Source organism: Rheinheimera texasensis (assembly GCF_964031785.1).
In the GTDB taxonomy this organism is placed as follows: Bacteria; Pseudomonadota; Gammaproteobacteria; order Enterobacterales; family Alteromonadaceae; genus Pararheinheimera; species Pararheinheimera texasensis_A.
In genome coordinates, this window is record NZ_CAXIRE010000011.1 from 100,744 (window position 1) to 115,475 (window position 14,732).

12 protein-coding genes are annotated in these 14,732 nt (G+C 53.2%); 2 read left to right on the forward strand and 10 right to left on the reverse strand.

Translation table 11 applies throughout. The features are described from left to right. Nucleotides 1–26: 26 nt before the first annotated feature. Nucleotides 27–1,265: an imidazolonepropionase gene (hutI, locus tag ABNT34_RS02825; protein WP_348728631.1), complete on the reverse strand. Its 1,239-nt coding sequence runs from the start codon at nucleotides 1,263–1,265 to the stop codon at nucleotides 27–29. 153 nt (nucleotides 1,266–1,418) lie between these two features. Between hutI and hutC the strand changes: the two genes are divergently transcribed. Beyond that, nucleotides 1,419–2,150, forward strand: coding sequence for a histidine utilization repressor (hutC, locus tag ABNT34_RS02830; RefSeq protein ID WP_348728633.1), 732 nt, complete (start codon nucleotides 1,419–1,421; stop codon nucleotides 2,148–2,150). 251 nt (nucleotides 2,151–2,401) lie between these two features. Continuing rightward, complete coding sequence (locus ABNT34_RS02835; protein WP_348728635.1) at nucleotides 2,402–4,426, forward strand: methyl-accepting chemotaxis protein; 2,025 nt, start codon at nucleotides 2,402–2,404, stop codon at nucleotides 4,424–4,426. Nucleotides 4,427–4,763: 337 nt separating this feature from the next. On the opposite strand, the gene ABNT34_RS02840 is transcribed toward ABNT34_RS02835, so the two are convergent. The 9 genes from ABNT34_RS02840 to typA all read right to left on the reverse strand — a co-directional run bounded on the left by ABNT34_RS02840 (nucleotide 4,764) and on the right by typA (nucleotide 14,236). After that, the gene (locus tag ABNT34_RS02840; protein ID WP_348728637.1) at nucleotides 4,764–5,315 is read right to left on the reverse strand and encodes a hypothetical protein; all 552 of its coding nucleotides are present in this window, start codon (nucleotides 5,313–5,315) and stop codon (nucleotides 4,764–4,766) included. Nucleotides 5,316–5,433: 118 nt separating this feature from the next. Next, nucleotides 5,434–6,228 carry a hypothetical protein gene (locus tag ABNT34_RS02845; RefSeq protein ID WP_348728639.1) on the reverse strand — a complete coding sequence of 265 codons (795 nt, stop codon included), beginning with the start codon at nucleotides 6,226–6,228 and terminating at the stop codon, nucleotides 5,434–5,436. Between the two features lie 2 nt (nucleotides 6,229–6,230). After that, a complete protein-coding gene (locus ABNT34_RS02850; protein ID WP_348728641.1) occupies nucleotides 6,231–7,148 on the reverse strand; it encodes a bifunctional GNAT family N-acetyltransferase/hotdog fold thioesterase in 918 nt (305 codons plus the stop codon). 16 nt (nucleotides 7,149–7,164) lie between these two features. After that, nucleotides 7,165–7,617 carry a D-aminoacyl-tRNA deacylase gene (dtd, locus tag ABNT34_RS02855; RefSeq protein WP_348728717.1) on the reverse strand — a complete coding sequence of 151 codons (453 nt, stop codon included), beginning with the start codon at nucleotides 7,615–7,617 and terminating at the stop codon, nucleotides 7,165–7,167. Then, on the reverse strand, nucleotides 7,614–8,576 hold the full coding sequence (gene pip / locus ABNT34_RS02860; RefSeq protein ID WP_348728643.1) for a prolyl aminopeptidase: 963 nt from the start codon (nucleotides 8,574–8,576) through the stop codon (nucleotides 7,614–7,616). Before pip ends, dtd begins: the two co-directional genes overlap by 4 nt. Next, on the reverse strand, nucleotides 8,563–9,465 hold the full coding sequence (locus tag ABNT34_RS02865; protein WP_348728645.1) for a virulence factor BrkB family protein: 903 nt from the start codon (nucleotides 9,463–9,465) through the stop codon (nucleotides 8,563–8,565). The genes pip and ABNT34_RS02865 overlap by 14 nt, the downstream gene beginning before the upstream one ends. A gap of 83 nt (nucleotides 9,466–9,548) precedes the next feature. Then, nucleotides 9,549–10,583 (reverse strand): FAD:protein FMN transferase, encoded by a 1,035-nt coding sequence (locus tag ABNT34_RS02870; protein ID WP_348728647.1) that lies wholly within the window; start codon nucleotides 10,581–10,583, stop codon nucleotides 9,549–9,551. Nucleotides 10,584–10,649: 66 nt separating this feature from the next. Further along, the gene (locus ABNT34_RS02875) at nucleotides 10,650–12,260 is read right to left on the reverse strand and encodes a response regulator (protein ID WP_348728649.1); all 1,611 of its coding nucleotides are present in this window, start codon (nucleotides 12,258–12,260) and stop codon (nucleotides 10,650–10,652) included. Between the two features lie 155 nt (nucleotides 12,261–12,415). Further along, entirely contained in the window at nucleotides 12,416–14,236 is a 1,821-nt protein-coding gene (typA, locus tag ABNT34_RS02880) for a translational GTPase TypA (protein ID WP_348728650.1), read from the reverse strand. Between the last annotated feature and the right edge of the window lie 496 nt (nucleotides 14,237–14,732).

Here is a 14,732-nt window from a genome sequence, read left to right on the forward strand (position 1 = left end):
TCAACACATTGACCAGTACACGGGCATCAGCGCACCGACGCCAGCGGCACCGTCTGGCCGCCAACCACCAGCTGTTTCAGCGGATTGACGCCAAACTGATAACAGAGCTCAGCCGGCTGGCTAATTTGAAACAGCGCCAGATCGGCGCGTAAACCGGTTTTGAGCATGCCCCGGTCACTGAGGCCAAGCGCCTGCGCGGCATGGCGGGTGACACCAGCCACTGCTTCGGCCGGCGTCAGGCGGAATAAAGTGCAGGCCATATTCAGCATCAACGGCAGATTACACAGTGGCGAAGTACCGGGGTTTAAATCTGTCGAGACCGCTATCGGCACCTGATATTGCCGCAGCAGGTCAATCGGCGGCATTTTGGTTTCGCGCAGGAAATAATAAGCACCGGGCAGCAATACCGCCACAGTACCGGCCTGCGCCATCGCCTGCACATCGGCTTCGGTCAGATATTCGATATGATCGGCCGATAAACCAGCAAATTCAGCCACCAGGCTGGCGCCACCCAGGCTCGACAACTGTTCGGCATGCGCCTTCACTGGCAGGCCCAGCGCCTGGGCTTTGCTAAATAAACGTCGGCTTTGTGCCACCGAAAAACCGATGCCTTCACAAAATACATCAACAGCGTCAATCAGGCCTTCCTGCTGTAACTGCGGCAACATTGTCTCGACCACCAGATCCAGATAACCCTCACTGTCGCCGCGATATTCAGCCGGTAAAGCATGGGCGCCAAGAAAAGTAGTTTGGATCCCGACCGGGTGATGCTCTGCTAACAAACGCGCCACCTGCAGAATTTTGCGCTCTGACTCCAGACTTAAACCATAACCGGATTTAATCTCAACTGTGGTCACACCCTGCGCGAGCAAGCTGTTTAAACGGTCTTTCGCCAGTACAAATAACTCTTCTGCCGAGGCTGCCCGCGTCGCCGCCACAGTGGACTGAATACCGCCGCCGCTTTCAGCAATTTGCTGATAAGTGGCGCCATTCAGACGCATTTCAAATTCATTGGCGCGACTGCCGGCATACACCAGATGTGTGTGGCAATCGATCAACCCCGGCAATAGCCAGCCGCCCTGGCCGTCATAAGCCGGTGTCGCCAGCGCGTCATAAACCGGCAATTCAGCGCGGGGGCCACAAAAGGCAATCAAACCACCTTTCACGGCGAGCACCGCATTGGTAACAGCGCCGTAAGGCCCGTCCCGGCTGGGGTCCATGGTCGCGAGATTGACGTTGTACCAAATCGCATCAAAATGCTGCATATCAGCTGTCCTGTAGGAATAAGCAGAGAAATCCGCAAGCCGGCGCGGCAAAACGCTGGCACTGTCATCCGGCAAATTCTACCGCATTCACTTGTATAGACAATCGAGATCCGCTATTTATTGCCACATCTCAGACCAGCACAGGTACAGCGGATGCAACGTAGTAACGACAGTGGCACGCCGAAATTTGTCGCGATTAAAGAGTTTATTCTCAGTCAGATTGAAAGTGGTAACTGGCCGGAACATAGCCGGGTACCGTCTGAGCATGCACTGTGTGACCAGTTTGCGGTCAGCCGGATGACGGCGCGGCGGGCCTTACAGGAGCTGACCGAACAAGGGGTGTTGTACCGCACTCAGGGTGTCGGCAGTTTTGTCGCATCGCCGAAATCACAGTCGGCGCTTTTAGAGATCCGCAACATCGCTGACGAAATTCAGGCGCGGGGGCATTTTCACAGTGCGCAGTTAGTCCAGCTGACCAGCCTGCCCTGTCCGGCGCTGGTTGCCGGCGCTTTGGGCCTGAACCGCAACGAGCCGGTGTTTTTTTCACTGATTGTGCATTATGACAATCAAACCCCGCTGCAACTGGAAGCCCGCTACGTCAACCCGAAAATGGTCCCGCTTTATCTGCAGCAAGACTTTCGTTACCAGACGCCACATGAGTATTTAAGTGCGGTGGCGCCACTCACTGAAGCTGACCACATTGTTGAAGCGGTATTGCCGGATGAGTTCACCTGCAAACATCTGAAACTCACGCCGCACGAACCATGTTTGCGTCTGACCAGACGGACCTTCAGCCGCGGCGGCGCCGTCAGTTTCGCCTTTTTAACCTCTGCCGGCAGCCGCTACCGGCTTGGCGGTCATTTAAATATCAGTCCGGCCGGATGACAGTATCAGCATCGCAACAAAACCTGCTGCGCCCAACTGCAGCATGTCCGTCATTTGTTGCTTATTAGCCACAGGATCAGCGATAAATGTCTGTTTTTATTAAATGCATTTTTTCGCAGAGACTGGCTGGACCAGCTGATGTATCTCTGTTAATTTCCTGAATCTCTTTGCACAAATTTGCACAAAAAAGAACTTCGTCAATACTAAAACAAATCCAGACGAAGAAGACAAATGAGACAACAGGACTAGACATGAAACTCACCGTGGCTCACAAAGTCATTCTCGGCTTTGGCTTTATTGCATTACTGCTGCTGTTTGCCAGCTTATCTTCTTTGTGGAGCTTTGCGGTGGTGTCCGACTCGGGCAGTCGGGTGAACGATATCGCCGTGCCGGTGCAACAACAAAGTAATCAGGCGCAAATTCAGCTGTTGAAACTGGCCAAGTTATCGGCGCTGGGTTTTATGGCCGATCAGCCGAAAACCATCAGCCAGTTTCAGACCGACTTTGCCAGCGCCAGTGAGCAATACCAACAACAAATCAAGGCTCTCAGTACGCTGACAGCAGCAGAACCCAGTCTGAATCAACCGCTGACGCAAGCCAAACAGCATTTCGAACAATACCAGAATGCCGTTAATGCGATGTTTGCAGCAAAACTCACCACACTGAAAACTGCCGAGACCGCTGCCGCTGAAGTCAAGCAACTGGTGCAGTTGATTGACGATGCCGGCGCCACACTGGTGGATATCTCTTATCTGGAAACTCCGGGCAAAAAAGCCCAGCTGGAACTGCTGGCGGGCGCTGCCGGTCGGGTCGACGGCCAGTTACTGACGCTTATGCAGACCGTCAAAGAAACCGGCGCTTACACCGAACTGAGCCAGACCACAGAGAGCCAGCAAAACCTGGAGTTTGCTATCAGTGATATGCAGGGTAATCTGGATTACATCAGCAAGCTGGTGGATGAAGTGGATGCCACCGACTTATGGCAAACCTTTAATGAGCAACTGAGCAGTGTCAAACAGCGCATCAGTGCAGAAAACGGTCTGGTTCGGCTCAAACAACAGCAACTGACCGCATTACAACAAGCCCAGACCGAATTAACTCAATCCGAAACGGCCATCGCTCAGGCAATCACCGCGCTCGATCAGCTACTCAAGGCTGCTGATCAGCAATTTACCAGCCTGCAGGCCGAAGTGTCTTCGGCATTATCCTTTGGCCAGGTCCGCACTATCATCATTATGGTGGTACTGGTGGCGCTGGCTGGTGCTGCGGCCTATCTGACGATTAATGCCATGCTGAAACCGCTGGCTGGCATCAACAAAGTGCTTGGCGAAGTCGCCGCCGGCGACCTGACACGGCGCCTCGCCATCGAAAACGAAGATGAGTTTGGCGCCTTGTCGATGAAGGTGAACAGCCTGATTGAAGCGTTAAGCCAGCTCATTCACCGTATTGCCAATAGCTCCGGTGAATTGCAGCACAATGCCGAACGTTCCAGAGACGAGGTGCAGGAGATCAACCGCGCCTTGCAAACCCAGCAAAACCAAATCAACGATGTCAATCAAACCACCTTGCAGCTCAATGACAACACGCACCAGATTGCGCAGCAGGCCCAACTTGCAGTGCAGGAAATGCAGCATGCGCTGGGGCAAAGCCAGCAGATTGATAAAATTTCGAATGAGAACAACGTGCTAATCAGTGGCCTCGCCGAACAGTTGACCAGCACTGCGACTATTATGCTCAAAGTGAACGAGCAATCGAATAATATCGGCAGCATTCTGGCAACCATCCGCGGCATTGCCGAGCAAACCAACCTGCTGGCGCTCAATGCCGCCATCGAGGCAGCACGCGCCGGTGAACAAGGCCGGGGCTTTGCTGTGGTTGCTGATGAAGTCCGCTCACTGGCAGTTCGCAGCCAGGCCGCCGTCGATGAGATCCGCCAGATGATCCAAACCCTGCAGCAGGAAAGTACATCCGCCGTCAGCGCCATTACGCGAGGCAAAACCGATGCCGAATACTGTGTCAATCACACGGCAGATCTGGTGCAGTCGCTTGGTCAGGTCAATCAGGCGATTAGTCAGATGCATCAAATCAGTACCGCGATTGCCAGTGCCACCCAACAACAACTGGCGCTGGGTGATCTGATTTCCGGCCACATGGGGGATATGGTGCAGCTGTCTGACCAGAGTTCAGAAAAAGCCGACAGAACCTTGCAGCACAGTGCTGCCGTCAGCGACAACGCCAGCCAGCTTAGCGCTGCGATCAGTACCTTTAAGATTTAACTGCCATAGGCGGACCCTGTTGTGCAGGGTCTGTCGCCCAGCTTCCCTGACATAACATCACAGCACATATCGCCACAGCACCGGCTTAGCGCTGCCGTGCTATCCCGAGCTCTGCGCGGCAGCTTTTATCCTGACAAATAGCGGTCATTCGGCTGCAGCCACTTACAAAAGACAGCGCAAAAAAAAGGCTGGAACAAGTCCAGCCAGGCAGGCGGTGTTTCTACCCAATCCCGGGTATTTGTGGCGATCCCTCTGCGTTATACGCCCAATTAAATTGCCAAAATAGAGACAAAAAAACCTTACGGAGTTTTGATATTGTTCCCAACACGGCAAATTTTCAGGCTTTTAACCAGTTCCGTAGTTGTAGAGTATCCAGCACCCGGATGTTGGCTTCCAACGCAAAGATTTGTGCCGGACTTTCGATCCGCTCCGGTACTATCGCCAACGCACTGTGGCACTGATGTCGAAGCATCTGTTGGAAAATCTGCCGGAGCTGGATGATATCAAGCGGCCCATCAGCCGGTGACTGCAAGTAATACAGCACGCCATAGTCAGGCTTCAGATAGTAATTTTCTGCACCTTGCAGGCGCTGCGCCGACTGTTGCTGCAAAAACTGTAATGCCAACCGGTTAAAATTGTGCTGCGCAGTTGGCTCTGGTTGCAACGGCAGCACCGGGGAGCGGCGAAATTCAACACCAAACACCGCCAGCACATTCAGCACTAATGCCAATAACAACATTCCGGTGAAAAACAGCAACAGCGGTTGTTGATACCATTGTGGGTTAATCAGGTTCGAGTCGGAAGGATTACCGTAGAGATAAATAAAACCTGCTGCGACGCTCAACGCGGTGCAACAGCCTGATCCGAGTAGCCATTTATTGAGATCCAATCGCAGATTCCTGAGCCATGTTCCTATCATGGCTATGCTGCCGGCATCCGTCTGGAAAAAGCCAACCAAGCTTTGATAAATTTATGATATTGCTGTGTCTGCGCGGCTTGTGCTGGCCTTAAAGCAACAGGCTGTTGATGTCGTGATGCAGATATACAAAACCGGTATCGCGCTGGCTCAGGCTGGCATCGACAGTACGACCGGGTTCAGTAGCCGCCACAAACTCCGGCACAGGGACTGCAGCCCGGACGCAGGCAGCGGTATAAAATTCGGCTTTGGCAGCAATCAAAGGCGCGCACAAATTAACAACTTGCGGAAAGCCTTGGCCTGACGCCGCCAAGAGCTGACAAACCCAACGGCAAATATCAGCACTATGAACCAGATTAACCGGTTGCTCAGGACCAGCCATCACACCGCGCCGGGTAAAGGCTGCCGGATGGCGGCCGGGGCCAACTAAACCAGCCAGCCGCAGAATAAAATGTGCCGGATGCTGCTGCACCAGCTGCTCTGCCTGCCACAATATCGCCGCACGCGGCTCAGGACCTGGAGCAGCCGATTCATGAATGTGACCAGCCAGCCCGGCATAGACACCGGTTGAAGAACAGAGAATCAGCCCTTTTGCCCTGCTACTTTGACTCAGCACCAGCTGTAAACTGTCGAGGTAAGCGCTGCCGCCATCACGTTGTGCAGCCGGCGGCATCGCCAGAATCACCCAGCTGTCTGACAACAATGCCTGAACAGAACTGTCAAACCGGCTCTGGCCATCCCAACACAGCGGTTGGATTTGTGGTGGTAATGTCAACAGGCTTTGTGTGCTGCGCCGGCTGCCATAGACCTGATGTCCTGCCTCAGCCAATGCCATACCAAGCTGACTGCCTAACCAGCCACAGCCGAAAATCAGCACTGTAGCCATGATTAAGCCTCAGAAGCTGCCGGTTGCACCGGCAAAACAGCAAAACGACCGTGGAATTCAGCGAGCACCTGGCCGGAGTGGACCAGACGCACTGTTAACTGCTGACGGACTTTGCGGCCATGCCGTATATTGACTAAATCACCACGCACTTCAGTAAGCAGTACTTCCGCCCGCGCGTCTTGCCGCACCGGCGCCAGATAACGGATATCGGCATCCGCCAACACAATGTCACCGTGCAGCCCTAGCGCCTGTAGCTGTAACCAGACCAATCCCCAGCCCGTTAAGGTCAGCAGACTATAAATACTGCCGGCAAACATGCTGTGATGCAGATTTTTGTTTGGGGGTAACGGTGCCCGGCAAGCCAATAAATGCCCATCAAACTGGTCTACGGTCAGCTGCATAAAACCAGACAACGGAATAGTCTGATGCCAGGTCTGCTGCAAACTGCCACACCACTGCAGCCACTCGGGCGCAGTGCCATCCAGCCGCAGGCGTTTGGTCATTTGCTGATGGGCGATGCCATATAAAGGTTCCAGCGGACGACCGGCCTGATAACCAAGATTCTGATAAAAGCCAAAGGCATTTTCGCGGGCATTTAATGTCAGTTGCCGGCAACCCCACGCCAGCCCCTGTAGCTCCAGTGACTTCAGTACTAAAGCACCTAACCCCTTGCCACGCGCCGCTTCCGCGACGGCCATATAACGCACCTGACACCAGCCATCGGCCAGCTGATGAATACGCCCGACCGCCAGCACGGCGCCGTCTGCAGCCAGCACCATCCGGTGCGCACTGTCGGCTTCCAGCTCGTCGCGCTCGGAACCGGGCGGCTGACCCCAGGGCTGACGCAGCACCTGATAACGCAGCTGATAATACCCCTGCCATTCTTGGGCCGTGGACGGGATGATAACCTGATAGTTCATGCAGATAACCTCTGGCTTAAGCCGATGCGGGCGGAACTTGCAGCCAAAAAGTGACAGGGCCGTCGTTGACCAGACTGACCTGCATGTCGGCAGCAAACTGACCGGTTGCGACCGTCACGCCCTGTGCCCGGCAATAGTCGACAAACTGCAGATACATCGGTTCAGCCAGCTCAGGCCGCGCCGCCGGCGTGAAACTGGGGCGCAGGCCTGAATTGGTATCTGCCGCCAGCGTAAACTGCGACACCACTAACATCTCGCCCCCTGATTGCTGCAGATTCAGATTCATTTTGCCGGCCGTATCGCTGAACAAGCGGTATTTCAGTACTTTGTCTGCCAGCTTGTGTAATTCGGCGCTGCTGTCACCGGCTTCCACGCCAAGCAATACCAACATGCCAGGACCTATAGCACCAACAACTTTTTCTGAGACCGTGACATCAGCGCGGCGGACTCTCTGAATTAAAGCAATCAACATGAATCTCCAAGACGACTGGCTAACAGCAGCGATGCTTCGTACAAAGCCCGGCTGATGCCAGTTTCACTGGCGGAATGACCGGCATTGCTGACAATCGTCAGTACTGAATCTGGCCAGGCTTGGTGCAAGGTCCAGGCATTTTCCATTTTGCAGACGCTGTCATAACGTCCATGCACGATATAACAAGGCAGATGTTTGACCAGGGCTAAATCTTCCAGCAGCTGATTGGGCCGCAAAAAGCAGTGGTGCAAAAAATAATGGTTTTCGATGCGCGCCAGCGGCAACGCCGACTCCGGCTCCAGCGCGCCATCCCGCATCGCAGTATTGGGCAGTAAGGTGGCAACCCGCGCTTCCCACAGGCTCCACGCCCTTGCCGCCTGGAGCTGAATGGCTGCGTCCTGATGCTGCAGCAGTTGCTGGTAAGCCACCAGAATATCCAGGCCCTTTTGGTCAGCGACCGGGGCAAAAAAGTCAGCATAATAATCCGGAAACAACTGACTGGCGCCGCCACCGGGCCGGTACAACCAATCAATGTCTTCCGGCCGGCCGAGGAAAATACCGCGCAGGATAAGACCCAGACAACGCTGTGGATACTGCTGCGCGTACGCCAGCGCCAAAGTACTGCCCCAGCTGCCACCCGCCACGACCCACTGCTCAATGCCAAGCAGCTGGCGAATCGATTCAATATCGGCAATCAGATCTGCCGTGGTGTTGTGGCTGATGCAGGCAAAAGGCGTCGATTGGCCGCAACCGCGCTGATCAAACAACACTATCCGGTATTGCTGCGGGTCAAACAGCGTGCGCTGAAACGGCGAGCTACCGCCACCAGGACCGCCATGACACATCAGCACCGGAATGCCATTCGGGTTGCCGCTTTGTTCCAGATAGAGCCGGTGGCCATGCGGCCGGTCCAGCCAGCCGGTGTAATAACTTTCCACAGGTTCAGTGCGGTACATCAGATGACTCCGGAGAAACAGCAGCGTGCTGTTGTTTGTCACGTTGCGCTTTATGCTGCGCCAGTTGCAAAGCCCGGCAATGTTGTTCCTGCAATAATGCCGTCAGCTCAGCGCCTATCAGCACCACCAACCAGGATAAATAAATCCAGACAAACAGAATAGGCACCAGCGCTAAGGCGCCATAAATCGCCTGATAAGACGGGAAGTGCTGGATATACAAGGCAAAACCATTTTTCAGCATTTCAAACAGAATACTGGCTAACAAAGCGCCCCACACCGCATGGCCGTAACGCACTTTAATATTCGGCACCAACTGATACAGCATAAAAAACGCCAGCAACGACATCAGATAAGGTGTAAAGGACAGCAGGAAATTTGACAAACCCGGCGTGTAATCGTCGGCCAGATGGCTTAAAGACGCCAGATAAGAGGTCAGCGCGATGGAACTGCCGAGCAAAATGGGGCCAAGCGTCAGGATCATCCAGTAAATCGACAAGGAGATCACTAGTCGTGGCCGTTTTTGCACCCGCCAGATTTTGTTCAGGGTTTTGTCAATGTTGTGGATGAGCATCAGTGCGACGAGCACCAGAAACAACACACCAACTGTGGTCATCTGGCCGATATTTTCAACAAAGCCGTTGATATAACTCTGAATTTCTTCGCCACGCGAGGGCACAATATTGGCGTAAACAAAAGCTTCGATTTCGCCGCGTAAGCCGGCAAACATCGGAAAGGCGTTGAGTACCGAAAAAGCCACGGCGACCAGCGGCACCAGCGACAAAATTGAGATATAAGCCAGATAACCACCGATCATACCAATCTGGTCATGCTGACAACGTTGCAGATAAAGCCGGCAAAAACGCCAGCTGTTTACAATAAATTCGGGCATCATCCTGTCCTGAACTGGCACCGTCTGCGGTGCCGGAAGCAGCAGCCTATCACAAAGCTGACCGCTCACGGCAATTGCAGTAATTAGCGCAGTACTACAGCTTTGCTTTGTGCCAGCGCCTGACTGGATTTTTCCTGCAGATTATCGCCGTCCTGATCAATAAACAGCACTTTCAGCCCCAGTGCATCCGCGACCTTCAACCCATCTGCACTGCCGAGGCACAAAAACGCCGTCGACCAGGCATCACCAAAGGTGGCATTGTCGATCAGCACCGTGGTCGACACCGTGTTATGCCGCACCGGTGCGCCGTGCCGGGCATCAAGCACATGGCTGAAACGTTGACCATTTGCATCAAAATAATGCCGGTAGGTGCCGGAGGTCATAATAGCCAGCGGTTCGTCCTGTTGGACTTCGATGATTTTTTGCAGACGTTGATCACCAGGTAACGGCTTTTCAATGGCAACTTTCCACGGCTGACCGGCCGGCTTTTTACCACGCACCTGTAATTCGCCGCCAACTTCCACCAGATAATTGTTGATCCCGGCCTTTTCCATCAACAGCGCCAGCTGTCGCACCGTGTAACCCTGTGCTATCGACGACACGTCAACCCGCGCTTCCGGATTGGCTTTGCTCATATTGTCGTTACTGGTGCTGATTTTGGCCATACCAACCAACTGCATGGTCTCAGCGATTTGCTCTGGCGTTGGCTGGTTAAATTTGTCTGCCTTAAAACCCCAGAGTTCAAACAGCGGCTTCACGGTTAAATCGTAACAACCATGACTGGCCTGAGTGACCTGACGGGCATCTTCGACCAAAGCGACCAACTCAGCACCAACTTGCTGGGCTGTGCTGACTTTATTGCTGTTAAATTGTTCGATGACCGAATCGGGCCGGTAATTGGACATCACCACATCGATACGGTCCAATTCTGCTGTGATTTGTTTTTGTAAATCAGTGGCTTTGATATCAGCCTCTGTCCAATAAGTGATGTTATAGGTCGAACCTTGCGCCGGGCCGGAGAAGTGTTGCAGTGGATCGGCCGGAGTGCAGCTCAGTAAAAAAAACGGTGTGAAAAACCAGGGCAACAAACGGACAGACAAAGCGGTTTTAACAGACATGGCAGGCTCTCTTTGCAGGAAAACCGGCGCAGTGTAATCAAAGCGGGGCTGAAACGCCAGTCAGCATCACAGGTCCAGGTGGCTCAGTAAAACCTGATAACGTTTTTGCTGATCGACCGGCAGCTGACCGGCTTCAATGAGGCTGATGCAATGGCGCGCCAGGGCGGTTAAATCACTGTTCAGCTCGTCGCGCATACTCAAAGCTTGCAACAGATTGAGCGCGATATTGACGTTGGCCGGCATCGATTCCAAAGCAGTGCGGAAATAATCAATCGCCATCGAGAAATCGCCACTGCCATAAGCCTGCATGCCGGCGGCATTGCGGTCCATCAGTTGCTGGCGCAATTCCTGATGTTTTTTCTGTTCATGTTGCATCATCAGACCAATAGCGCTGCAGTACAGATTGTCGTCCTGCGTCAGCGCCGATAAAGCGGCCATATAGTGGTCACACATCGCCAGATTACCTGCTTCAAAATAAGCCCGGGCACGGTCCAGCATGCCCGCTGGCGATAAATGTCTTTCCAGACTGAGCTGTTCGCTATGCTCGAGTACCCGCAAGGCGTCTTTGGTCCGGCCTTCCAGCATCGCGATGCGGGCATCGACCACTAACCGGTCGTGTTCATAGCTCGCCGGATGAAAACGTTTTTTAATAGTCATCAAAAAGCTGTCTAAGCGCAGCAGCGTTTCTTTGCGGGCCTTGGCGTCCTGATCTTTCGCCTGCTCAATTAAAGCGCGGGCGAAATTCAGCATATTGTCGGCGGTATCGTACATTGAATAACGCGCGGCATTGAGCAGCCGCTGATGCACCTGTACCGACAAATCCTTGCGGTTTTCAATCACTGCCAGCGTCGCCAGCACATGCTGACGCAGGTAATTACGTGGCGAGGATTTTGCCACCTGCTCGACGGCCGTTAAAGCCGCAGAAGGATTTTGCTGGCTGATGTAAAGCCGCGTCAGCCAGTCCAGCGCTTCAATCCGCGTCTCCGCCTGCCCCGACAACTCCTGCAACAGCGCTTCGGCCTCGTTACTGCGGCCCTGATAGCCATAGGTGACGGCGAGCCCCAACCGCGCCCAGGCAAAGTCCCGCACTGTTAAAGCCCACTGATACAGATGTTCGGCTTCATCAAAACGCTCCAGCCTGACCAGCAGCTCCGCCTTCAGCCGGGTTGCGTGCATGGCATATTGGCTGCGGTGGTCCACCACATGGTCACAGGCCAATACGGCATCGGCGAAGTCGTGCTGATGAATGGCCTGATACGCCAGTTTCAGTGCCTGTTTAATATGATAAGCGCGGGTAATACGTCGTTCGAGTTCGGCATAACTGAAAGGTTTTAATAAATAATCATCCGGCTGGAATTCGATAATGCCATAAATGGCCTGGCGCTGGCGCTCTGCACTGACCACCAGGAAACAACTCTCGGGTTTTAATAGTTGCTCAGTACGCAGGATCTCAAACAGCTGATAGCCGTCCCGGCCTGTACCCAGATGAAAATCACACAGAATAAAATCGAAGGGAATACGCCGACAACAAGATAAAGCCATGTCAGCATCACGGGCCAGCGTGACGTCATCGAAGCCGATAAGCAACAGCATGCTTTTGAAATAACTGCGGATTTGGTCAGAGTCGTCCACGACCAGAACGGTTTTGTTTTTATAAAATGACCGGCGCGACGTCATGGCGCTATGACTCCATTCAACTTCTGGGCATCCGTGCTGCAAGATACACAGCATTTATTACCGCCGCCAGATCTTTGTCCCTGATATGCTGAAACAGCCGGCGGCAGATAAACAAAACCCGCGACAAGCGCGGGTTTGGATTCTAACAACCGGTATTAAGCGCGGCTGGCGCGTTTACGGTCGTTTTCGGTCAGGTGACGTTTCCGGATCCGGATAGACTGTGGCGTCACTTCAACCAGCTCGTCGTCATCGATAAACTCCAGCGCCTGTTCCAGCGTATAGCGGATTGGCGGCACTAAGTTGATGGCTTCGTCAGTCCCTGAAGCACGCACGTTCGTCAGTTGTTTGCCTTTTAAGCAGTTCACTGTCAGGTCGTTGCTACGGCTGTGAATACCGATGATTTGACCTTCATACACTTCGTCGGCATGACCGATAAACATCCGGCCACGTTCCTGCAGTGAGAAAATCGCATAACCAGCGGCTTTACCCATCGCATTAGAAATCAGCACGCCGTTCATGCGCAGACCGATATTACCGCCTTTATGTGGGCCGTAATGGTCGAAGCTGTTGTACATCAGGCCTGTACCTGAAGTCAGCGTCATAAATTCAGTACGGAAACCAATCAGACCGCGGCTTGGCATCTGGAAATCCATCCGGATCCGGCCTTTACCGTCTGGCTGCATGTTGGTCATTTCAGCTTTACGCTCGCCCATTTTCTCCATGATAGAGCCCTGGTGCTGCTCTTCCACGTCGATGGTGACGTTTTCAATTGGTTCCATTTTCTCGCCATCAACCACTTTCATGATGACTTCAGGACGAGATACGGCCAGTTCGAAACCTTCACGGCGCATGTTTTCGATTAAAACACCTAAGTGCAGTTCACCACGGCCAGACACTTTGAACTTGTCGCCGTCTTCAGTTTCTTCAACACGCAGTGCCACGTTGTGTTTCAGTTCGTGGTTTAAGCGCTCCAGGATCTGACGTGACGTCACGAACTTACCTTCTTTACCGGCAAACGGTGAGGTGTTGACCTGGAAAGTCATGGTCACTGTCGGCTCATCCACTTGCAATGGTGGTAAGGCTTCCAGCGTGGTTGGGGCACAGATAGTGTCAGAAATTTTCAGGTCGCCTAAACCGGTGAAGGCAATGATGTCACCGGCGTTTGCTTCCTGAGTGTCAATCCGTTCCAGACCTAAATAAGTGAAGACCTGACCGACTTTACCGTTACGCTTCGAACCGTCAGCACCTAATACGGTGACTTGCTGGTTCACACGTAAAGTACCGCGTTTGATGCGGCCGATACCGATAATGCCGAGGTAGCTGGAGTAATCTAACTGAGATACCTGGATTTGTGTGTCGCCATCCAGTTCCACTTGTGGTGGTGCCACGTGCTCAACGATAGCTGCAAACAGGTCGTTGATGTCAGTTTTTGGCTCGTTGTAATCCAAAGTCGCCCAGCCGTTGATGGCTGATGCGTAAACGATTGGGAAATCTAATTGCTCGTCAGTGGCGCCTAAGTTGTCGAACAGGTCAAATACCTGGTCAATAACCCAATCCGGACGGGCGCCCGGGCGGTCAATTTTGTTCACAACAACAATTGGTTTTAAACCGTGCGCAAAAGCTTTTTGTGTCACGAAGCGGGTTTGTGGCATTGGGCCTTCAACCGCATCGACTAATAACAGCACTGAGTCTGCCATCGACAGAACACGTTCAACTTCACCACCGAAGTCGGCGTGGCCTGGAGTATCCAGGATGTTGATCTGATAGCCATTCCAGCGTACTGAAGTGTTTTTCGCCAGGATGGTAATGCCGCGCTCAGATTCCTGCGCGTTTGAATCCATCATCCGTTCCTGCAATTTCGCGCGGGCATCGAAGGTGCCGGACTGTTGCAGTAATTTGTCAACAAGTGTAGTTTTACCGTGGTCAACGTGCGCGATAATGGCGATATTGCGCAACTTGCTGATATCATAAGACATTTATTTGGTACTCGCTTAGTGAAGTGTAAATGTGTACCCGCCTGTAGTGCCCCACCGCAAGTACCCGAAAAATTGGTGCGCGTATTTTACCTGCTTTACGACTGACAGGGAAATTTATCTGGTCCGCCCTTGCTGTTTTTTTCAGCATCACAGGTTTAAGCCGTGCCGGAAGCCTGTGCCAGCGCGCACTCGTTCAAGCAATTCTTCGGCCAAACACGGGTGCTTTCCCCGGAAAATGTTTCAGGCGTCGCCGCTAACACCGGGGTTGGCGGCCATAACATTGCCCAGCCGTTTTATTTTTCAGCGACCAGCAGTATTGGTCTGAAATCTTGCTATCGTTAGCGCTGCCGTCTGGCGCTGCACAGAAGCGGGGCAACAACAGCACCATTGCACCACGACGGTGCCTTAACGCACCATTGTGGTGCATATTTCGAATGAATTGTGCAGCGCTTGCTGGCTATGCTGATTAAAATCATACACTTATGATAATGGCATA

Bases quoted from the DNA above. Each gene is read 5' to 3' on its own strand.
- hutI (WP_348728631.1), bottom strand. From the start codon at position 1,265: ATGCAGCATTTTGATGCGATTTGGTACAACGTCAATCTCGCGACCATG.
- hutC (WP_348728633.1), top strand. From the start codon at position 1,419: ATGCAACGTAGTAACGACAGTGGCACGCCGAAATTTGTCGCGATTAAA.
- ABNT34_RS02835 (WP_348728635.1), top strand. From the start codon at position 2,402: ATGAAACTCACCGTGGCTCACAAAGTCATTCTCGGCTTTGGCTTTATT.
- ABNT34_RS02845 (WP_348728639.1), bottom strand. From the start codon at position 6,228: ATGGCTACAGTGCTGATTTTCGGCTGTGGCTGGTTAGGCAGTCAGCTT.
- ABNT34_RS02850 (WP_348728641.1), bottom strand. From the start codon at position 7,148: ATGAACTATCAGGTTATCATCCCGTCCACGGCCCAAGAATGGCAGGGG.
- pip (WP_348728643.1), bottom strand. From the start codon at position 8,576: ATGTACCGCACTGAACCTGTGGAAAGTTATTACACCGGCTGGCTGGAC.
- ABNT34_RS02865 (WP_348728645.1), bottom strand. From the start codon at position 9,465: ATGCCCGAATTTATTGTAAACAGCTGGCGTTTTTGCCGGCTTTATCTG.
- ABNT34_RS02870 (WP_348728647.1), bottom strand. From the start codon at position 10,583: ATGTCTGTTAAAACCGCTTTGTCTGTCCGTTTGTTGCCCTGGTTTTTC.
- ABNT34_RS02875 (WP_348728649.1), bottom strand. From the start codon at position 12,260: ATGACGTCGCGCCGGTCATTTTATAAAAACAAAACCGTTCTGGTCGTG.
- typA (WP_348728650.1), bottom strand. From the start codon at position 14,236: ATGTCTTATGATATCAGCAAGTTGCGCAATATCGCCATTATCGCGCAC.